Source organism: Methylovorus sp. MM2 (genome assembly GCF_001648895.1).
Classification (GTDB): Bacteria; Pseudomonadota; Gammaproteobacteria; order Burkholderiales; family Methylophilaceae; genus MM1.
This window is the reverse complement of record NZ_LXUF01000001.1, coordinates 1,415,762-1,435,571: the sequence shown is the minus strand read 5'-3', so window position 1 is coordinate 1,435,571 and position 19,810 is coordinate 1,415,762. Positions and strand designations below refer to the sequence as shown.

The 19,810-nt window shown below is 47.7% G+C and carries 20 protein-coding genes; 10 read left to right on the top strand and 10 right to left on the bottom strand.

Features of this window, described 5'->3' with window-relative positions; genetic code table 11:
* The 7 genes from ispG to der are packed head-to-tail and all read left to right on the top strand — an operon-like array spanning nt 1 to nt 7,627.
* Complete coding sequence (gene ispG, locus A7981_RS06840; protein ID WP_256365547.1) at nt 1-1,296, top strand: flavodoxin-dependent (E)-4-hydroxy-3-methylbut-2-enyl-diphosphate synthase; 1,296 nt, start codon at nt 1-3, stop codon at nt 1,294-1,296.
* Nucleotides 1,297-1,318: 22 nt separating this feature from the next.
* Nucleotides 1,319-2,590, top strand: a complete 1,272-nt coding sequence (gene hisS / locus A7981_RS06835) for a histidine--tRNA ligase (protein ID WP_067265908.1) — start codon at nt 1,319-1,321, stop codon at nt 2,588-2,590.
* Between the two features lie 2 nt (nt 2,591-2,592).
* On the top strand, nt 2,593-3,429 hold the full coding sequence (locus tag A7981_RS11740; RefSeq protein ID WP_082889226.1) for an ABC transporter ATP-binding protein: 837 nt from the start codon (nt 2,593-2,595) through the stop codon (nt 3,427-3,429).
* Complete coding sequence (locus A7981_RS11735) at nt 3,426-4,238, top strand: ATP-binding cassette domain-containing protein (protein WP_082889225.1); 813 nt, start codon at nt 3,426-3,428, stop codon at nt 4,236-4,238. Before A7981_RS11740 ends, A7981_RS11735 begins: the two co-directional genes overlap by 4 nt.
* 24 nt (nt 4,239-4,262) lie before the next feature.
* Nucleotides 4,263-4,889, top strand: a complete 627-nt coding sequence (locus A7981_RS06825; RefSeq protein WP_067265904.1) for a tetratricopeptide repeat protein — start codon at nt 4,263-4,265, stop codon at nt 4,887-4,889.
* 1 nt (nt 4,890) lies between these two features.
* A complete protein-coding gene (gene bamB, locus A7981_RS06820) occupies nt 4,891-6,069 on the top strand; it encodes an outer membrane protein assembly factor BamB (protein WP_067265901.1) in 1,179 nt (392 codons plus the stop codon).
* Nucleotides 6,070-6,073: 4 nt separating this feature from the next.
* Nucleotides 6,074-7,627, top strand: coding sequence for a ribosome biogenesis GTPase Der (der, locus tag A7981_RS06815; RefSeq protein WP_067265897.1), 1,554 nt, complete (start codon nt 6,074-6,076; stop codon nt 7,625-7,627).
* Nucleotides 7,628-7,700: 73 nt separating this feature from the next.
* Here der and A7981_RS06810 read toward each other — a convergent pair whose 3' ends face one another.
* Nucleotides 7,701-8,510, bottom strand: coding sequence for an outer membrane protein assembly factor BamD (locus A7981_RS06810; RefSeq protein WP_067265894.1), 810 nt, complete (start codon nt 8,508-8,510; stop codon nt 7,701-7,703).
* 89 nt (nt 8,511-8,599) lie between these two features.
* On the opposite strand from A7981_RS06810, the gene rluD reads away from it, so the two are divergent.
* Together rluD and pgeF are read left to right on the top strand one after the other, a co-directional pair.
* On the top strand, nt 8,600-9,652 hold the full coding sequence (gene rluD, locus A7981_RS06805) for a 23S rRNA pseudouridine(1911/1915/1917) synthase RluD (RefSeq protein ID WP_067265891.1): 1,053 nt from the start codon (nt 8,600-8,602) through the stop codon (nt 9,650-9,652).
* The gene (gene pgeF, locus A7981_RS06800; RefSeq protein WP_067265888.1) at nt 9,642-10,370 is read left to right on the top strand and encodes a peptidoglycan editing factor PgeF; all 729 of its coding nucleotides are present in this window, start codon (nt 9,642-9,644) and stop codon (nt 10,368-10,370) included. The genes rluD and pgeF overlap by 11 nt, the downstream gene beginning before the upstream one ends.
* Here the strand turns inward: pgeF and A7981_RS06795 are convergent, their stop codons facing one another.
* The 9 genes from A7981_RS06795 to A7981_RS06755 form a co-directional block, all read right to left on the bottom strand.
* On the bottom strand, nt 10,371-10,742 hold the full coding sequence (locus tag A7981_RS06795) for a VOC family protein (protein ID WP_067265886.1): 372 nt from the start codon (nt 10,740-10,742) through the stop codon (nt 10,371-10,373).
* 9 nt (nt 10,743-10,751) lie between these two features.
* A complete protein-coding gene (locus tag A7981_RS06790) occupies nt 10,752-11,543 on the bottom strand; it encodes a heme ABC transporter ATP-binding protein (protein ID WP_067265884.1) in 792 nt (263 codons plus the stop codon).
* Nucleotides 11,544-11,573: 30 nt separating this feature from the next.
* Nucleotides 11,574-12,674, bottom strand: a complete 1,101-nt coding sequence (locus A7981_RS06785) for an iron ABC transporter permease (protein WP_067265876.1) — start codon at nt 12,672-12,674, stop codon at nt 11,574-11,576.
* On the bottom strand, nt 12,671-13,507 hold the full coding sequence (locus A7981_RS06780; RefSeq protein ID WP_067265872.1) for a hemin ABC transporter substrate-binding protein: 837 nt from the start codon (nt 13,505-13,507) through the stop codon (nt 12,671-12,673). The genes A7981_RS06785 and A7981_RS06780 overlap by 4 nt, the downstream gene beginning before the upstream one ends.
* Before the next feature lie 10 nt (nt 13,508-13,517).
* Nucleotides 13,518-14,561, bottom strand: coding sequence for a hemin-degrading factor (locus A7981_RS06775; protein ID WP_067265867.1), 1,044 nt, complete (start codon nt 14,559-14,561; stop codon nt 13,518-13,520).
* Between the two features lie 45 nt (nt 14,562-14,606).
* Nucleotides 14,607-16,826 (bottom strand): TonB-dependent receptor plug domain-containing protein, encoded by a 2,220-nt coding sequence (locus A7981_RS06770; protein WP_082889224.1) that lies wholly within the window; start codon nt 16,824-16,826, stop codon nt 14,607-14,609.
* 182 nt (nt 16,827-17,008) lie between these two features.
* Nucleotides 17,009-17,689 (bottom strand): PEP-CTERM sorting domain-containing protein, encoded by a 681-nt coding sequence (locus A7981_RS06765; protein ID WP_067265865.1) that lies wholly within the window; start codon nt 17,687-17,689, stop codon nt 17,009-17,011.
* A 151-nt stretch (nt 17,690-17,840) separates the two neighbouring features.
* Nucleotides 17,841-18,497 (bottom strand): PEP-CTERM sorting domain-containing protein, encoded by a 657-nt coding sequence (locus A7981_RS06760; protein WP_067265863.1) that lies wholly within the window; start codon nt 18,495-18,497, stop codon nt 17,841-17,843.
* A 134-nt stretch (nt 18,498-18,631) separates the two neighbouring features.
* Nucleotides 18,632-18,856, bottom strand: coding sequence for a hypothetical protein (locus A7981_RS06755; RefSeq protein WP_067265861.1), 225 nt, complete (start codon nt 18,854-18,856; stop codon nt 18,632-18,634).
* A 131-nt stretch (nt 18,857-18,987) separates the two neighbouring features.
* On the opposite strand from A7981_RS06755, the gene A7981_RS06750 reads away from it, so the two are divergent.
* On the top strand, nt 18,988-19,779 hold the full coding sequence (locus A7981_RS06750; RefSeq protein ID WP_067265858.1) for a ZIP family metal transporter: 792 nt from the start codon (nt 18,988-18,990) through the stop codon (nt 19,777-19,779).
* Nucleotides 19,780-19,810: the final 31 nt, after the last annotated feature.

Sequence of the window (19,810 nt, the reverse complement as noted above, 5' to 3'; positions counted from 1 at the left end):
TTGGGTAAGTCATCAAACATCGTACGTAGAACTACAAAAACAGTCATGATCGGCCATGTGCCGGTGGGTAGTGAGTCGCCGGTTGTCGTGCAATCCATGACCAATACAGATACCGCTGATGCAGAAGGAACGGCGCAACAGATATTTGAATTGTGGAAGGCCGGTTCTGAGGTTGTACGTATCACAGTGAATTCACCAGAAGCCGCAGCACAAGTGGCTAATATCCGCCGTAAGCTTGATGCCATGGGGTGTGATGTGCCGCTTGTCGGGGATTTTCATTACAACGGGCACAAACTCTTAGCACAGTACCCTGATTGTGCCGAAGCGCTGGCCAAGTATCGTATTAACCCTGGTAATGTTGGTAAAGGCTCTCGGCGAGATGAGCAGTTCGCTGCCATGATCGAAGCCGCCATCAAGTACAACAAGCCTGTGCGTATTGGGGTGAACTGGGGCAGCTTAGATCAAGAAAAAATGGCGCGCATGATGGATGAAAACGGCAAACGCGCTGAACCGCTTTCCGCTGATGCTTTGATGCGTGAAGCGCTCATTCAATCCGCGTTGGAAAGTGCTGAACAGGCAATTAATATAGGCCTACCTGCTGATCGTATTATCATCTCTTGCAAGGTGAGCGACGTGCAGGATCTTGTCACTGTCTACAGAGACCTAGGTAGTCGTTGCGACTATCCCTTACATCTTGGACTTACCGAAGCAGGGATTGGCTCAAAAGGTATTGTTGCTTCTACAGCGGCACTTTCTTTGCTCATGCAAGAAGGTATTGGCGATACCATTCGTATCTCTTTAACGCCTGAGCCCGGTGAATCTCGTACTACAGAGGTTATTGTGGCACAGGAGATTCTGCAAGTGATGGGCATACGCTCATTCACTCCATTAGTCACTGCATGTCCGGGATGTGGCCGTACAACATCTACATACTTCCAAGAGCTTGCCCAAAAGATCCAACGTTATTTGCGCGAACAGATGCCAGTTTGGCGTAGTCAATATCCCGGTGTTGAAACCATGAGCGTTGCTGTCATGGGGTGTGTGGTCAATGGTCCCGGTGAATCAAAACTTGCCAATATAGGCATTAGCTTGCCGGGCACTGGTGAAACGCCAGTAGCGCCAGTCTTTGTGGATGGTGAAAAGACTGTCACGCTTAAAGGCGAGGCGATTGCCGAAGACTTTCAGATGATCGTAGAAGAGTACGTCCGACAGAATTATGCTGTGGGTGGCAAGTTGCATCAGCAGCCAGTGGCACAAAAAGAATATAAAACCATTCCGCTCAAAGCGGTTTCCTGAACCAAAAATATTAATCTAAGTAATGGCTGATAAATTCCAAAGCATCAAAGGCTTCTACGACATACTGCCTGAACATACGGCGCTATGGCAGAAGCTCGAAGACACTGCCAGAAAGGTGCTGGCGCAATATGGCTATCGTAATATCCGGCTTCCGCTGGTAGAGCCTACCGACTTGTTCATTCGTAGCGTTGGCGAGCACACCGATATCGTCGAAAAAGAGATGTACTCTTGGGAAGACAAACTCAACGGTGACAGATTAACCTTACGCCCTGAAGGTACGGCTGGTTGCGTACGTGCTGTCGTTGAACATAGTCTGACCTACAATGGGCCACAGCGGCTTTGGTATAGCGGCCCGATGTTCCGTCATGAGAATGTGCAAAAAGGACGCCAGCGCCAGTTTCACCAGATTGGTGTAGAAGCCTTTGGTTTTGCGACGCCTGACGTAGATGCCGAGCAGATCATCTTACTGGCACGCTTATGGCGTGAGCTTGGATTGGCCGATGTTGAATTGCAGATCAATACGATTGGCGATGCAGTTGAGCGCGCAGAATACCGCCAAGTATTGATCGCTTATTTTGAAAAGTATGCAGAATTGTTGGATGAGGACGCAAAACGTCGTCTTCATACCAACCCGTTACGCATTCTGGATAGCAAGAATCCCCGTATGCAGGAGATGATTGATGCTGCGCCCAAGCTACTAGAAATACTAGGGATAGAAAGTCGCCAGCATTTCGATGCAGTCTGCGCGCATCTTGAGAATGCTGGTATTGCATACAAGCTGAATACACGCTTGGTCCGCGGATTGGATTACTATAACCGCACGGTGTTCGAGTGGGTGACGACCAAGCTTGGTAGCCAAGGTACGATAGCAGGTGGGGGCCGCTATGATAAGTTGGTCGAGCGTTTAGGCGGTGAAGAGACTGCTGCTTGTGGCTTTGGTATTGGCCTTGAGCGTGTTTTCTTATTGATGCAGGAATACGGAATAACGGCTAACCATACCCCTGATGCTTACTTGATCAATGTCGGTGAGGCTGCTGAGAAAAAAGCACTAAGCATCGCTGAAACATTTCGAAATGCAGGTTTTTCTATTGTATTGCACGCAGGTGGTGGCAGTTTCAAGTCTCAGATGAAAAAAGCAGATCGCAGTGGTGCTCGGTATGCTGTGATTATCGGTGAAGATGAAGCTGTGGTAAATGAAGTGACATTGAAACCGATGATCGTTGCCGGTGAGCAGAGCCGCGTATCTTTAGATCTTGCGATAGAAAAGTTGAAAGAGGGCGTTAAGCCAATTTGATAATGAGCGAACTACTCCGCATAGAGGGATTGACCATTACACCAAAATCAGCACCTGAGCGCTGTTTGGTTGATGATATTTCCTTTGTGCTCGAGTCTGGCAAGACCACCTGCGTAGTAGGGGAGTCAGGGAGTGGTAAGAGCTTGACTGCACTTGCTGTGATGGGCCTGCTATCTTCCCAGCTTAACCAAGTTGCCGGGCAAGTGAATTTTCAGGGACAAGATATCAGCCGCCTGACGAATCAACAGATGCAGCAGATTCGCGGTAAGCGTATCGGCATGATTTTCCAGGAGCCGATGACCTCTCTTAACCCCGTATTGACCGTGGGTTATCAAATTGGTGAGACCCTTACAGTACATCTTGGACTAAAAGGTGGAATGCTGAAAGCGCGTATAGCCAGCCTGCTTGAACAAGTCGGCATTCCTGCGGAGCGCGTTAATAGCTATCCTGATGAGTTGTCCGGTGGTCAGCGTCAGCGTGTAATGATCGCCATGAGTATCGCCTGTGAGCCGGTATTGCTTATTGCGGATGAACCAACAACTGCGCTGGATGTGACGGTGCAGGCGCAGATACTCAAGCTGCTTGATGAGCTTAAAACCCGTATGCAAATGGGTATGTTATTTATCACCCATGATTTTGGCGTAGTGGCTGATATTGCAGATAACGTGGTCGTGATGTTTCGCGGCAAGATCGTTGAGTCAGGGGCTGTCGATCAAGTGCTAAACCAGCCACAGCATCCTTATACAAAAGCCTTATTGGCTTGTGTGCCTGATGCTGACGGCAAGAAGCCACTGAAGCCTATCGATTATGCATGGCTTAATGAAGGGCAAGCTGCATGAGCGATTTGATTCTTTCAGCCCATCATCTTACTAAAACCTATACCCAGCGTAGCGGTAAATTTGGCTTTGGTACGACGCAAGTCAAGGCACTTGATGATGTCAGCATTGGATTGAAAGCGGGTACGACTTTAGCTGTGGTCGGTGAGTCTGGTAGTGGTAAGTCCACCTTGGCTAGATGTCTGTTACAATTGCAGCCCCTTGATAGTGGGGAAGTGATATTCGAGGGTAAGGATTTAGCTAAGCTTTCCGGTAGTGAGCTACGACATACGCGCCGGGATTTGCAGATGGTGTTTCAAGACCCATTCGCATCGCTTAACCCGCGCATGCGTATCGGCAAGATTGTTGGTGAGGGTCTTTTGATCCATCGACTTGGCACTCTCGCCGAACAGCAGGCGCAGGTGATTCGCATGCTGAAGCGCGTTGGGCTGAGTGAAGCTGATATGCAGAAGTATCCGCATGAGTTCTCAGGTGGTCAGCGCCAACGTATTGGTATAGCCAGAGCGTTGATTTTGCAGCCCAAGGTGGTGGTTTGTGATGAACCCGTATCTGCTTTGGATGTCTCGATACAGGCACAGATACTGCTCTTGCTGAAAGAATTGCAGCAAGAGATGAGTTTAAGTTATATCTTCATCAGCCATGATTTGCGGGTAGTTCGGCATATCGCTGATGAGGTTGTAGTGATGTACAAAGGTAAAGTAGTCGAGCAGGGTGCGGTGAATGATATTTACCAGTCACCTGCACAGGATTACACAAGAAACTTATTGAACGCTATTCCAGGCCGCAAACATGCAGCTATGGCAAGCACTTAAAAAACTGACGATTTAGGAATTTGTATGGCTCTCGATCTTGAAGAACAAGAACAGTTTGATGCATTTAAATCATGGTGGAAGGCCAATGGTCGCATTGTTAGCATTGCAGTAACAGTGCTTATACTTGGCCTTGTTGGCTATAAGTCATGGGATTATTACCAGCATGAGCAGTCAAGCCAGGCTTCGATCAAATACGACGCCTTGACCATGATAGACCCTAAAGATACCAAAGCTATACAAACCGCATCAGGTGAGTTGATCGACAATTATGCATCGACACCCTATGCTGGCCGTGCTGCATTGACGGTAGCCAAAGCTAATTATGATGCCAACGACATTAAAAGTGCCAAATCACAACTGCAGTGGGCTGCACAGCATGCAAAAGAAGTACAGGTGCAAGCGCTGGCCAATCTTCAATTAGCCGCTATTCTGCTCGAAGAAAAATCTTATGATGAAGCCCTGAAAACGCTTTCAGAAAAACATGATGAAGGCTTTGATGGCCTTTTTGCTGATTTGAAAGGTGATGTGCTCATCGCCCAAGGCAAGAAAGATGAAGCCAAGGCGGCTTATCAAGAAGCGCTATCTAAGCTTGATGCTGAAGGCCGTTACTATCGTTATACCGAACACAAGCTGGAAGCTTTAGGGAGTTAATTTGCAATCAACTAAGACTTTTGGCTTATGGGTAAGCTTGCTAGCTATTACGCTGGTTGGCTGCAGCTCAATCACGGACATAAAAACAGACCTCTCTGAACGTGTGTTTGGCCGTGTGCCTGCTGATCCACCTGCGGAATTGACTGAAATTAAGCCAACGCTTTTTCCTAAAGTGATGTGGAGTATTAAGCTGGGTAAAGCGGACGACTTTGATTTTTCTCCTGCAACTCAAGATGGCGCCGTGTATGCAGCGAGTGCCACTGGCGAACTCGTCAAGGTGGATGGTGCTACTGGCAAGCAGGTATGGAGCGTTAATGTTGGGGAAAAGCTTTCTGGTGGCGTAGGCCTAGGCCCGAACCTGGTGTTGGTTGGTACGCCTAAAGGGTATGTGATTGCCTATGATCAAGCGGGTGCTTTACTTTGGAAATCTAAGGTAAGCAGTGAAGTGTTAAGTTCGCCGAAAGTAGATAGCGGCATGGTGGTCGTGCGTTGCGGCGATAGCCGTATATTCGGCTTGAACACCATAGATGGCAAGCGTAAATGGATCTACGAGCGTGCGACCCCTGCTTTAAGTTTAAGAAGCAGCGCTGGTGTTGCTGTCGATAGTGGCATGGCATATGCAGGTTTTGCTGGCGGTAAGCTGATTGCTTTGCGTATCGAAGATGGCAAGATCGCATGGGAAGCTTCTGTAGCACAGCCTAAGGGTACAACGGAGATCGAGCGCATTGCTGATATCACAAGCTTACCTGTTGTCGATGGCTCTTTGATTTATGCGGTTGCATATCAAGGCAAAATAACGGCTGTTGATCGTGCTACTGGTCGCGTAGGCTGGAGTCGCGATATCTCGAGCTACACTGGCTTAAGCTCTGAAGATGCACGGGTTTACCTTTCACATGCAACTGGTTCGGTATATGCGCTTGACTACTCAAACGGCAAGACTTTCTGGCGTCAGGGTGATCTTTCCAATCGCCGATTAAGTGCGCCATTACCTATGGGTAGCGTGGTTGCTGTGGGTGATGTGGAAGGATATGTGCATTTTCTGGATCGCGATGAAGGTACATTCGCCGCCCGAATTAAAACAGATGACAGTGCTGTCATGCCGCAAATGACTGAGATCGGTACCAATGGTCTGTTAGTCCAAACACGTAATGGCGGTTTGTTCGCTATCTCACTGAAATAATTAAATGCTACCCACCATTGTTCTGGTCGGCCGACCCAATGTTGGCAAATCTACTCTTTTTAATCGCCTCACAAAAAGCCGTGATGCCTTAGTCGCTGATCTGCCGGGTTTGACTCGTGACCGCCACTATGGTCGTGGCATCATTGGTGAGAGGCCATTTCTGGTTGTCGATACAGGTGGTTTTGAGCCTACCGCAGATAGTGGCATTCTCAAAGAGATGGCGCGCCAAACGTTGCTGGCGATTGATGAAGCCGATGTCATCATATTTCTCGTAGATGGGCGTGCAGGGCTAGACCCGCAAGATAAAGTCATTGCAGAACGTTTGCGTAAAAGCCAGCGGCCTATCTTACTGGCAGTCAACAAGACTGAAGGCATGCAGCGCGCCATCGTCAGTGCGGAGTTCCATGAACTTGGTCTAGGTGACCCGTTATCCATATCTTCAGCACATGGTGAAGGTGTGCGCGACATCGTTGAGCTCGCCTTAGAGCCATTTGTGGAACCAGACGAAGAAGATGACTCAGATGAAAAGCGCGCTACTCGTATTCCTAAAGTAGCGATTGTCGGCCGTCCTAACGTTGGCAAATCTACCTTAGTCAACGCATTGCTCGGTGAAGAGCGTGTGATTGCGTTTGATGAACCAGGTACCACACGTGATTCTATTCACATCGATTTAGAAAAAGACGGCAAAAAATACACCATTATCGATACGGCTGGTGTGCGTAAGCGCGGTAAAGTCTTTGAAGCGGTTGAAAAATTCTCAGTCGTCAAGACGATGCAAGCCATTGAAGAAGCCAATGTCGCTATTTTAGTGGTAGATGCGCAAGAAGGTATCACTGAGCAGGATGCGCACGTTGCCGCTTACATTCTCGATACGGGTCGTGCACTGGTTGTTGCCATCAATAAATGGGATGGCCTGAAAGATGATGAGCGTGATTGGATCAAGCGCGAGATCGATCGCAAACTCCAGTTTCTGGATTTCGCGAAATTCCACTATATCTCGGCACTAAAGAAAAAAGGCTTGCCTGAGTTGTTTACGTCCGTCGATGGAGCCTATAAAGCTGCGATGGCTAAGTTATCTACGCCTCAGCTTACGCGTGTTCTCATCGATGCGACGATTCAGCATCAGCCGCCCATCAGTAAAGGCATCCGCCCTAAATTGCGCTATGCGCACCAAGGCGGGAGTAACCCGCCTATTGTGGTGGTGCATGGTAATCACGTTGATGGCGTAAAAGATAGTTACAAGCGCTTTCTTGAGGGTGTATTCCGTAAGGTATTCCAATTGACGGGGACCCCATTAAGGGTGCAGTTCAATCAAGGTGCCAACCCATTTGCTGATCCAGAAGGTACACGCAAGAAGGGCGAGGGTATCGTCAGTATGCGCCGCCGTAAGACTGCACAACGCGCCGAATTGAATGCCAGAAAGAATGCTGAGCGTGATGGTACGCCGGTAAAACCCAGCATAGTAAAATCAAGCGCAGTAAAATCGAGTGTGGAAAAAAAAGCAGTAGCGAATAAAGCCAGACCTGCAAGAAGCGCAAAAAAAACACCCAAACGTTAATTTAGGTGTTTTCTGATTTCCTGAAGAGTTTAAACCTACTTTAAAGCAGGTTTAAACTAAAAGACTTCAAGCCTTAATCGTTGTAAAGGCTTTCCCAGAATTTCCACCAGACGCGTTTATCCTCAGGGATGCCTTTACCCAGCATCTTGCTGTCAGGATAGTTTGCTTCTAGGACGCGTAAGGTATCTTGTTTGAGATCATCCATGCTAAGCAGGTCATAAGCGCTGATCATGATGACTAATGCTTCTTCAACGCTTGGGGAGTCAGGATAGTACTCAAGCACGTACTTGGCGCGATTTAGTGCAGCAACGTAAGCTTGGCGCTTCATGTAATAACGCGCGACACTAAGCTCATAGCTTGCCAGTGTGTTGACTAAGTAAGTCATACGCAAGGTTGCGTCTTTAATGTAGCGGCTATTGGGATAGCGGGTAGTGAGTTCTTTAAGCGAAAGAAAAGATTCTTTCAATGCTTTAGGATCACGGTCACTGATCTGTTGTTTTGTCAGTTTTTCGATGACTCCACGCTCATTGAAGGTGGCTAAGCCTTTCATATAGTAGGCGTAATCGATGTTTGGATGGTTAGGGTGTAGTTTTATAAAGCGGTCTGCTGCTGCAATCGTGGATGCTGGATCGCTCTTTTTGAAATAGGCATAGATCATCTCAAGCTGGGCTTGAGTTGCATAGCGACCATGCGGATAGCGTGATTCAAGTGCTTGAAAATATTTGATGGCTTTGTCGTAATCCCGATCAGTCATCTTGGCGGCGGCTTCAGTGTATATGCGTTGCGCATCCCAGCCTTTTGTTTCATCGATTTCAGTCGGGTCGCCGAAAATGGCGCAGCCAGTAAGCCAGAGGGCTAAAATAAACGCTAAACTATGCTTCATAAACAATCCAGGTTAGATGACCAAGTTACAAATTTAGATGGCCAAGTTATATAACTCAAGCACAATACATAATTACCAGATTATAACCGATGACCGACACTACTATCACTCTCATTATCCCACAAGATTTAGGTGGTTTACGCCTTGATCAGGCATTACAGAAAATGATGCCTGAGCATTCGCGATCCCGTTTGCAAAGCTGGATCAAGGATGGCCTTGTCACTGTTGATCAGCAAGCTGTCACCGCAAAACTGAAAGTATGGGGAGGCGAGAAAGTTGCTCTCATACCTCAGGTTTTGCCAGAGTCCAGCGCATATACCGCACAAGATATTCCACTGGATATCGTCTATGAAGATGACCATATACTGGTGATTAACAAACCTGCTGGCTTGGTGGTGCATCCTGCTGCGGGTAATTGGGATGGTACGCTGCTTAATGCCTTACTATTTCATGCACCGCATTTAAAAGATGTACCGCGGGCAGGTATCGTGCATCGTCTTGATAAAGACACCAGTGGTTTGCTGGTTGTGGCGAAGACGTTAGAGGCACAGACAAGCTTGGTCAGACAGTTGCAAGCGCGAACAGTCAAACGCGAATATCGTGCGATTGTCTGGGGACAGATATGGCGTAATGGCAAAGTAGATCAGCCGATAGGCCGTCATCCGCACGCACGTACCAAGATGGCCGTGAATCGCACAGGCAAAGCGGCTGTAACGCATTATGAGGTGCTGGAACGTTTCGCGGTACACACTTATTTACGCTGTGTTCTTGAAACTGGGCGAACACACCAGATTCGTGTCCACATGCAGTACCTGCAAGCGCCTATGCTGGGTGACCCTGTGTATGGCATGCGTGGCATCGTGCCCTTGCGCGCGATGACGCAAACATTGAAGGATGCATTGCAGGGCTTTAATCGTCAGGCATTGCATGCTGTGAAGCTTGGATTGATCCATCCTGCGACTGGTGAGGCGATGGAGTGGCAAGCGGAGTTGCCACAAGATATGAAAGCCATGCTTGAAGCTATGCGTGTGGAAGATGTCTATGATGATGAAGAGTTCGATAATGAAGAGTTTGATTTCGGGTCTGAAGATGATTTCCCTGACGATGGCCTGCTAGACGAGGAAGACGAGGATGTTGAATAAATCGGATCTGATCATTCCTGACTGGCCTGCGCCTGCTAACGTCAAGACTTTACAAACAACACGTCACGGCGGCATTAGTCATGCGCCATACGATAGTTTGAATCTTGGCGATCATGTGCAAGATAATCCTTTGAATGTTGCAAGTAATCGCCAGCGATTGAATACTTTTGTGCCCAGTGAGCCTTTATGGCTGAACCAAGTGCATGGTGTTGTAGCATTAGATGCAGCAACAGCGAGCTGCTTGCCAAGTGCAGATGCCTCTTATACAAAAGCCCGTGGAACTGTATGTGCGGTCATGACGGCAGATTGTTTGCCTGTTTTGTTGTGTGATGAAGCTGGTACAGTCGTCGCGGCAATACATGCCGGGTGGAAAGGCTTGCTTGATGGTGTTATCGAGTCCACGGTAAACACGATGCATGCTACTGAGCCATTGATGGCATGGTTAGGCCCCGCGATCGGACCAAATGCATTTGAGGTCGGCTCTGAAGTTCGTGAGGCGTTTATAAGTAAAGATAGCAATGCCGTCCGCGCTTTCGTAGCTACAGGCGATAAATGGCTGGGGGATATGTATTTTCTGGCTCGCCAACGGTTACAACAAGTTGGCGTGACAAATGTATATGGCGGCGGCCTATGCACCTATACAGATAAAGAGAATTTCTTCTCTTATCGTCGGGACGGCGCAACAGGGCGCATGGCAACCCTTATCTGGATGGAGTGATCAATCCCAGATATTTTGGCCGATACGCCATAGTACGCCGCTAGGGTCGTTGAATGTGAAGTCTCGCATCTTCCACGGTTGAACCACGATATTGGATACGCGCGCGCCATATTTCTCAGCAATATTAGAGGCAATAATGGCTTGATGCCATGCTTCCACGTCATCTACCAATAGATGCATCATGAAATTCTCAGCGTATGTCTGCACATAAAAATCCTGTAGCAGAAATGCGCAATGCTCAAAACAAAAATACGCGACACCGCTACCTTCTGATCTTTTCTCAAAGCCAATATCTGTATAGAACTGCTGCGACAATGCAAAGTCTTTTGCCGGGACGAACGCTTTGATCTCTCTGGTTTTTAAATTTGACATGATGTATACCTAATTTATATTTCGCCTTGCAGCCACCATCGGTGTTCCGCCATCAGGGTGCGTCAATAATACGCATGGTAAGTCGAAGCATGCTTCGACCGCTTCAGGTGTGACAACAGCATGTACAGTATCAATTGTTTGCAGCTTGCCTTCACGCAAAAGGGCGATACGATCAGCATATTGTGCTGCAAGATTAAGGTCATGCACGATAGCAACAACCGCTACATCGCCTTTGCGCGCCCATTGCTTTGCTACAGAGAGAATACGATGTTGCTGACGTGGGTCTAGTGCCGCTGTAGGTTCGTCGAGCAATAACAGTTTTGGCGAGTCTGAGGGTTCCCATATTTGAGCCAACACTCTTGCCATTTGCACCCGTGCTTGTTCACCGCCTGAAAGGGTGCTGTATATCTGGTCAGCTAGATGGCGGCCTTCCACTTCAGCTAGCGCAAGTTCTGCGATCCTGACATCCACATTTCTGGTTGCTCCTTGATGATGAGGATGACGCCCCAGCAAGATCACTTCCATCGCGGTGTAATCGAATCCCACTTCACAACGTTGTTGCAATAGGGCTCGATGGCGTGCGAGATGCAATAGATTCCATGCAGCGATATCTTTGCCATGCCAGCGTACATGACCATTTGCAGGCTTTATTTCACCTGAGATCAAACGAATCAATGAGCTTTTGCCTGCGCCATTCGGCCCGCACACAGCGACGAACTCACCGGGCTGAATGGTGAAACTGATGTTGTCTAGTAAGCTTCGATGTCCTACTTTAAGGCTGGCATTCAATATTTCGAGCATAGTGGTGGATTCTTTACTTGGATATTGAGCTCAGATGCCGATCTTACGGCGCATGCGGAAGAGCAATACGAGGAAGAAAGGTACACCTAATAAGGCGGTAATAATGCCTACAGGAATCTCGGTTGGAGCCGAGATCGTGCGTGCAATAAGATCTGATAATAAAACGAGTATTGCACCCACTAGAGCCGATGCAGGCATCACCAATCTTTGATCTGGCCCGAATGTTAATCTGACCAAATGAGGTGCTACCAAACCAATGAAACCGATGATGCCGGTAACCGAAACCACAGCACCCACTGATAGGGCAATTGTAGCGATACATAAACGGTTAAGTTTTTTAACGGAAACGCCTAATAGCTGTGCCTGCACTTCACCTAAGGCCAAAGTATTCAATGCACCAGCTTGTTTGAGTAATACGACGACTGATATACCCGCCAAACAAACAACCATGGATACCATAGGCCAAGTAGCAGCGCCTAAGCTACCCAAAGACCAGAAATTGAGTGTGCGAATCTGAATATCTGTTGCCAAAAATGTAAGCAGGCCAATAAGTGCGATGCAGAGGGAACTGATGGCAATACCTGCTAACAACATCAATGCGACTGATGTGCGGCCTTGACGAGTGGATATCGCAAAAATAAGCACAGTCACACCTAGGCTACCAATAAAGGCAAAAGAGGGCAGTGCGAATTCGCCAATCAAATTGTGTAATGCGGGCATCCACGTGCCACCTAAGACGATCCCTGCCGCTGCAAATACCGCTGCACCACCTGAAACACCAACCAAACTTGGTTCAGCCAATGGATTACGTAGTAGCGCCTGCATTGCTGCGCCTGATACGGCAAGTGATGCACCCGTCAGCACGCCCAATAACAGTCTTGGTAAACGAATATTCCATAAAACCATGGCTTGCTGCATATATTCTTGGGGAATGCTTTGCCACTTATCTGAAAATGGCGGTATTGTCAGCAACTCCAGCACGCGTGAGGCGGGAATCTGTACTGCACCGATGCCTGCTGAAATGATCAACGTGAAAATCAAAGCGACAAAAAGCGTTAACAAGATACTGTTTCGTGCGCTGATGCCAAGCTGTGGTTTAAGCGGTATAGACACTGTTGATATCGCTGTCATTGCTTACGAATCGCAGTTGCTAGATCGCTCACTGCATTAGGTAAGCGAGGCGTAAAGCCTAACAGATATAAAGAATCATAGCTCACTACACGTTTCGCCTTGCCGGCTGGCGTAAGCGCCAAGCCAGGTTTATTCAGAAACGTATCTATACCACCGCTTGCCTGAATCGCCTCAGATGTCGTGATGATGACATCAGGTGACGCAGCAACGATAGATTCCGCTGTCAGTGGTTTATAGCCATTGAATAATCCAGACATGACGTTTGTGGCATTGGCTAGTTTGATCAAGGCATCTGCAGCCGTCTCGTTCCCGGCAGCCTGTGGACTTTTTCCTGTGTGATCCAGCACGAACAATACACGCGGGTTCGTTTTCAATGCTGCTATCTTTGCCTCTGCCGCCTGCCAAGCAGCTTCATACTGAGCAGCTACTTTTTCAGTATTGGCTGCATTTAACTGCTGGCCGATAAAGCGAATATTAGTCGCTACCTGCGCAGGTGTATGGCCTTCTTTTAATTGAATGACTTTAACACCTGCACTGCGAATCTGGTCTAGCACATTTACCGGCCCGGCCCCTGCATCTGCAATGATGAGGGTAGGGGACATCGACAATAACCCCTCTGCCGATAGCGTGCGCATATAGCCTATCTTGGGTAGTTTATTTGTCTGCTCAGGATAATAACTGGTGATGTCCGTGGCCACGATCTCATCGCCTCTCCCTAATGCATATACGACCTCTGTCACGGAGCCGCCGATGGTCAATAACCGCTCGGCAGCCTCTGCCACTCCGCTTGCTATCGTCAGCACAAGGCTCGTCAATAACAGACAGTATTTCATATGCTTTCCTTTAAGCTAAAGCAGGTAATTGCTGAATGATATTGCGCCATGCATCCAGCTCCAGTTTTCCCGGTTTACGCTCACCGAAGAACTGCGCCATGATCTCGCCATCCGCATCAAATAACTCTAATGATGTAACGATACCATCATCGGTAGGTTTTCTGACAACCCAGCTATCAGCAATTAGATCCATGCGTAGGTGAAGATTAAAGTTTTCGTCCAATACATTGATCCATGACCCCATTTCTTTCACGTTTTTAATTGGGCCAGTATGGATCTGGATATTGCCATGATTGCCGACAAAGCACATGATGCTTGTGTTATCTGCGGCAGCTGTTTCTAATACTTGCTTTACTGCATCGTTGCTTACGCGCCATGCGTGGCCTTCAGGCGCCAAACGTAGACCTTGTGTACGGGTCACGCCAAACTTTCTCAACAGCATAAAGAAGTCGTGCGTATCTTTCATCGCCAACCAGGCGTCAGCAAACCCTTTTTGATCGATCTCGCTATCTGGTTTTGCTTTGTGTGGAGCATTTGGCGGCGTGACTGTTTGCCCAGGCGCTTGGTCGGTATGCTGGTACGCTTCGACTAACCAGTTCCAGCCATCAACATCGCTGAATTCTTTTAGATGAATCTTATGTACGGCTATACCGCTTGCATCATAGAACTGCAAGCTGCGTTGCGTACCTTTAGGTGATTCTTCAGTGACAGCGTAACCGTGCTTCCATTGTGAGTAAAAAAGACGCAAATCGATATCTGGACCAACGACCAAGCCTACGTGGTCATAAGATACATTTGCATAAGTACCGATCTTCTCGTGCACAGTACCTTCGTTGCGGGTCAATGCCATGACGCGGCCAAGCTTTGGTACATCCGCGATTAGTTCATTGAATGGCCCACGTAACCTGATTGCTTCGCGGCCAATTGCGTTTGCAATGGCTTCACCTTCACTAATACCTAAAGCTTGCGCCGCTTCGCGGTTGCGTAATTTTTTCTCTTGCTTGATCGCGTGAAATGCTTGGTATTGTTTCTCATGCTCTAATGGTTGTGTCATCTTCGATGCCTCCTCTTGGTATCATTAAACTTAAGAATTTATGGTTTAGTAAGTCAGTTCTGTTACAAATTTTATGTTCCGCCCTGCACCCACGAGCCCCAAGGTTCCAGCGAAACCCCCATCAAGGTAGTACAGTTTATTGCCGAGATTTTCTCCTATCACACGGAACGCCAGATTACGGTTGGGTGCCCATCGTATGCCTGCATTGAACAGCTCGTAATTATCCTGAGTAGCAAACGTGTATGCAGGCGGGATGCTGGTCAAATACTGCCGCTCCCCAACTTTGCGGTAGCTGATGTTTGCATCCCATTGATCGCCAATTCGCATTCCCAGACTTAGGTTGAGCGTACGTCCGGGAATCGTGTATACCGGAAACTCCTGAGTTGGCATGGTGACTGTCCCTGTGATACGGGAGTAGCTTGCCCTTGCATATAAGTATTTGTATGCAAGGCTATTTTCAAACTCCCAGCCGTTACGGGTTTCCTTGCCATTTTGTGATGTGACGCCATTTGCCATTTGCCATGAGTTGATCAGGTTGCTCGTGTGAATATGGAAGAATGTCGCTTTGCTCGTAAGCTGGATTTGCTGGTCAAAAAGATTGGGGTTGAGATAGCTAACCCCGACTTCTGTATTCTCTGAGCGTTGTACCTTGTAGGTATCATCGCATGACGCACCTGGAGGGCAGGGGCTCGTACTTATTGGTACACCTGATATCCTGCCGTTGTTGGAAAAATACTGATACTCCATTGAAGGTGGACGGAATGCTTGCCCATAATTACTGAACACTGTCAGTCGCTTGGGGATGACGTCATACGCTATCCCCAAGCTATAGGTTCTTTCGTTGAGATGGATCCTGTTTGCCTGGTTTGCCTGTTCCAAGCCTTTTAACGTGTCGTCCGTTGCTTCCAGTATTACGCGATCTTCTCTGATGCCGGGTACGATATTCCAGCCTTTCCACTCTAGTCTTGGCTGGATATAGGCAGCGCGAGTTGTTTTTGTGCCAGAAACAGGGATATAGCCAGCATACACAGCCAATGAAGCCGGATTCTCAAAATCCAGCGCCACAGAACGATCCTGTTTAAGGTACTGTAGTCCTTTCAAGATGCCTATCTTCAGGTCATCGCCTTGATAGAGTTTGGCGGTATTTGCGATATCGACTGTCGTGTTCTCAAATTCATACAACTCATATCGGTCTCCACGACAGTTTGCTGCGGATGCCGCTGCGGTAGAGGCCACGTTATTGTTGATACGTCGCCGGATGAAGCCATCACAGTAATAAGTCCCAGACTGGCTTAGTGTATTTCTCGGCCATCCAAACGGGGTGGTCTCGTCGTTATTCGTATGACCTTTCCCTAGCGTGGCTTTTAAGTCTATCCATGGCGTATCTGGTTTGAAGGTCATTGTTTCGGAAATTGTTAATTCATCAATAGCTCGTAACACATAGCCGAATTGGGTATTAAATTCACTGATTGAGTCATACAGTTGTATGGTTTTTCCCTGCTCATATTTGACGATGGAAGTCGTGAACTGCAATGTGTCCGTAGGGAAAATACTGAGCTTTAGCAAGTGTGAGACAGATTGCACAGATGAGTAGGGCAGTGGCTCGTTATCTCCCTGCATAATATCGTTTGATTGACGGTTGGAGTAGTTGTAGAGAATGTCAACCTGATCAATCGGGCGTGCATAGCCTATATATGATCTGGAATATTCGTCATTATTGTTGCCGTAACCGAATTTTGCCTTTCCACCATAGCGCTGACCTGGTGCAAGTAGATCGGCTGCATCCTTGGTCGTTGCCAAAATCGTGCCGCCAAGTGAACCGGAGCCGCTGGCAATTTGCGGACCGCGTTGTACTTCTATGGCTTTGAGGAGTTCTGGCTCAACGAATGTACCGCTCATTCGGTACTTCTCGAAGTTTTTTTGTACCCCATCGACTTTTACTGCTACATCTTCGTTGTCGGAAAACCCGCGAATATTAAACGACATTCCAGTAAGCCGAGGCCCACCGTCAATACTTACGCCTGGAACATCGCGTAGCGCATCGAAGATGCTAGATGGCTGGGTTCTATCCAACTCTTCTGATGTCACCGTGGTGATAGATTGTGTTTTGTTAATGCGCTTATCCTTGATGCGACTGCTGTTCACTTTGACCTCAGGTAAGACAGCTGTTTTATCCGTTGCATCGTGAGGACTAGAGTCTTTTGGCGGTGCAAGTTGCTGGGTCTTGTTTTCGGCAGCTACTTTCTCTTGGACGTTACTTGCCATATCCTGCGCCTGACTGGGTACGGATATCCCAATCAATATGCTGAGCCAGCATGCAGAGGATACGAACTTTACAAGTCCAGCGAGTGATTTCATAAAAAAGGGTAGAGTGTGCTGAGTGAAAAAATCCAGCACACCTTCTGAACATGATGTTCATAGGAATGGGCTGGATAAGTGCTTACTAATTAAGCAAGTCTTTGCTTGCGTGAACGGCGACCCATGAATCCGATTAGACCTAGACCAATAGCCATCATGCCGTAGGTGCTAGGTTCAGGTACGGCGACTACAGGAGCTGTCACCTTCACCGTTGCAACAGCCAGTTGGTCGAGGCTTGTGTGGGCCGTAGTGTCTTTCCAAGAGAATGTATATAAAGAGGTACCTGTTACATTGCTCCACTTGAAGTAAAACTCGTGCTCCGCATCAACCATGCCAAACTGCGTACCGTTATACTCATAGAATGTTTCGACAGCGGTAGCTGCTACTCCATTGAGATAAGCGCTAGTAGATGGCGCTAAACCTAATGTTGCAACACGCAAATACACATCGAATACATCGCCCACTGTCCCCGCTAATGCAACACTGTAAGAGATAGGGGTTTCCTGCCAGCTATAGATGTTTGATGTGGAGGTGATGATGGGAGTGCCCACTGCAGTGAGTACACCAGCACCGTCTACATCAGGAGTCGCATCTTTATAGGTTTTTGTTGAAGCGCTTGCACTTGTCCATGCGAACTCATTCCACTCGGCTTGAGATGCCAATGTCGATGATCCCCACGGGTTGGATGTCGAATCCCATTCGTCCATTGTCGCGAACGCGGAAGTGCTGAAAGCAATTCCTGCCGCTAATGTCAAAGCAGATAATTTCATGATTTATCCTTCCTGTGTATTTGGCAACCCTTCCCCAAGAAGGCATGCTGAATACGTGACTAAATATATAAAGAACCCACGGACTCACCCCGTTGGGGATTCGATATCCGTTAATCTATGAGCGATTAACGGATATCAGAATGCAGATAAATTAAGCGAATTGCTTTTTGTTGCCCTTACGACGGCCGAACAAGCCAACAACGCCAAGACCAAGAGCCAACATGCCGTACGTGCTAGGTTCTGGAACTGCTGCAATCGTTGCTACTTGAAGTTGATCTAGGCTGACATGCGGTGTGCTATTGCTAAACTGGAATGTATATAGAGATGCCCCAGTCACGTTCTCCCAAACCCAGTAAGCTTCCTGCTCGCCTGACGGAGATCCCATTACGGTACCTTGGGATTCATAGAATGCTACAGTGCTTGTTGCCGCTACGTTGTTAAGAAGGGCTGTAGTGCTTGGCAGCAAACCGACGGTCGCAATGCGTAGATATACATCGAACACATCGCCAGTTGTGCCAGCTAGGTTGATAGTGAAACTTGTCCCGCTACCCATGTAGCTGTAGATATTGCCGCCACCGGTTGCGAAACCGGTGCCAGTAGTTTCTGTAACGCTACCAATGCCGCTGCCAGCATCGTCTGCAGTTGTGTCGTTTGCGCTATTAAATACCGACCATCCGGCAAAGTCGGTAAGCGTTGCTGAACCCCAAGGAGAAGCGGAATCCCATACATCACCGGTTGCGAATGCAGAAGAACTGAATGCAGCGCCAAGCACCAATGCTAGCGCGGATACTTTAGTAGATAAAGCCATGATAAAACCTCGTGAAATTGCCGTTGACCCTTCCCCATGAAGGCGCTTGCAGGCGTAAAACTCAACAGTACAAATCCACGGTCTCACACCGTCGGACGATTTTTTGATGGCTGATCAGCCATCAGGAAACTTAATTAGCTAATGCTTGATGCTGTTGCATCCTGTGGCAGTGCAGATTCAGCATTTGGTTGAAAATCCACCACAAAACGATACTGTTTGCCACAATCAATAATCACTTCTTTCTGACCTCTACGTAATAAACGTATTTCAACCTTTAAATTGCCATAGCCATCATGCTCGATCAGTTCATCAAATAGCTTGAGTAAGCATGTTTTTACAGGGGCTTTCGCTGGCAACATAACGGTCTTTTTATCTCAAAGTGAATCAAATATTTCTCAAATGATAATCGTTCTCATTAATTTTTGCAAGATGTTTATCTGCTATGCAATCTAGTGCGAGATATTTTGCTTATCCCGTATAATTGCGCGCTATGTCTACTTTAGTCCTTATTATCTTGACCAGCCTTGCAGGCGGTGTATTAAGCGTTTTGTGTGCGGCCTTTCTGGCGCTCAATACACGTACAAGCTGGATTCCCATGCTGATCAGCTATGCGATCGGTGCGCTGCTAGGCGCAGCTTTCCTTGAGATACTGCCGCATGCGTTTAGTGAGGCAAGCAGTGTGGAGAACATGGCCGCAACTGTCTTGTTTGGCATTTTGTTATTTTTTGTACTTGAGAAATTAGTACTTTGGCGACATTGCCATGGGGATGAGTGTGAGGCGCATGCCGTTGAGCACAATCACACACACGCTCATAAACATGAGGAGCATGATCATGGACGTAGTGGCATGATGATCATGGTGGGTGACACTTTCCATAATTTCGTCGATGGTATTTTGATTGCCGCCGCTTTTATGACGGATGTGAAACTCGGCTTCGTCACAGCGATTGCTATTATCGCGCACGAGATTCCTCAGGAAGTAGGGGATTTCCTGATATTGCTGCACTCTGGCTATAGTAAAAAACGCGCTTTATTTTTTAATCTATTCTCTAGTTTTGCCACAGTAGTTGGCGGGCTAATTGCTTATTTTAGTTTGCAGACTGTGCACGAGTGGATTCCATCGATATTAGGATTGGCCGCAGCTAGCATGATCTATGTTGCGGTTGCAGATTTGATCCCAGGATTGCATAAACGCACAGAGTTAAAGGCGACTATCCAGCAAGTCGTATTGATCGTACTTGGTATCGCCTCTATTGCCCTTACCAAGTTTGTACTTGAGTAGGTTGCGCGCTACTCAATTTTTGCCTATTCAA

Excerpts from the sequence above, each read along its gene's own strand:
- A7981_RS06825 (WP_067265904.1), top strand. The coding sequence starts at position 4,263 with ATGGCTCTCGATCTTGAAGAACAAGAACAGTTTGATGCATTTAAATCA.
- A7981_RS06770 (WP_082889224.1), bottom strand. The coding sequence starts at position 16,826 with ATGGCAAGTAACGTCCAAGAGAAAGTAGCTGCCGAAAACAAGACCCAG.
- A7981_RS06775 (WP_067265867.1), bottom strand. The coding sequence starts at position 14,561 with ATGACACAACCATTAGAGCATGAGAAACAATACCAAGCATTTCACGCG.
- A7981_RS06755 (WP_067265861.1), bottom strand. The coding sequence starts at position 18,856 with ATGTTGCCAGCGAAAGCCCCTGTAAAAACATGCTTACTCAAGCTATTT.
- hisS (WP_067265908.1), top strand. The coding sequence starts at position 1,319 with ATGGCTGATAAATTCCAAAGCATCAAAGGCTTCTACGACATACTGCCT.
- A7981_RS11735 (WP_082889225.1), top strand. The coding sequence starts at position 3,426 with ATGAGCGATTTGATTCTTTCAGCCCATCATCTTACTAAAACCTATACC.
- der (WP_067265897.1), top strand. The coding sequence starts at position 6,074 with ATGCTACCCACCATTGTTCTGGTCGGCCGACCCAATGTTGGCAAATCT.
- pgeF (WP_067265888.1), top strand. The coding sequence starts at position 9,642 with ATGTTGAATAAATCGGATCTGATCATTCCTGACTGGCCTGCGCCTGCT.
- A7981_RS06785 (WP_067265876.1), bottom strand. The coding sequence starts at position 12,674 with ATGACAGCGATATCAACAGTGTCTATACCGCTTAAACCACAGCTTGGC.
- A7981_RS06810 (WP_067265894.1), bottom strand. The coding sequence starts at position 8,510 with ATGAAGCATAGTTTAGCGTTTATTTTAGCCCTCTGGCTTACTGGCTGC.
- A7981_RS06760 (WP_067265863.1), bottom strand. The coding sequence starts at position 18,497 with ATGGCTTTATCTACTAAAGTATCCGCGCTAGCATTGGTGCTTGGCGCT.
- rluD (WP_067265891.1), top strand. The coding sequence starts at position 8,600 with ATGACCGACACTACTATCACTCTCATTATCCCACAAGATTTAGGTGGT.
- A7981_RS06795 (WP_067265886.1), bottom strand. The coding sequence starts at position 10,742 with ATGTCAAATTTAAAAACCAGAGAGATCAAAGCGTTCGTCCCGGCAAAA.
- A7981_RS06790 (WP_067265884.1), bottom strand. The coding sequence starts at position 11,543 with ATGCTCGAAATATTGAATGCCAGCCTTAAAGTAGGACATCGAAGCTTA.
- A7981_RS06750 (WP_067265858.1), top strand. The coding sequence starts at position 18,988 with ATGTCTACTTTAGTCCTTATTATCTTGACCAGCCTTGCAGGCGGTGTA.
- A7981_RS06780 (WP_067265872.1), bottom strand. The coding sequence starts at position 13,507 with ATGAAATACTGTCTGTTATTGACGAGCCTTGTGCTGACGATAGCAAGC.
- A7981_RS11740 (WP_082889226.1), top strand. The coding sequence starts at position 2,593 with ATGAGCGAACTACTCCGCATAGAGGGATTGACCATTACACCAAAATCA.
- A7981_RS06765 (WP_067265865.1), bottom strand. The coding sequence starts at position 17,689 with ATGAAATTATCTGCTTTGACATTAGCGGCAGGAATTGCTTTCAGCACT.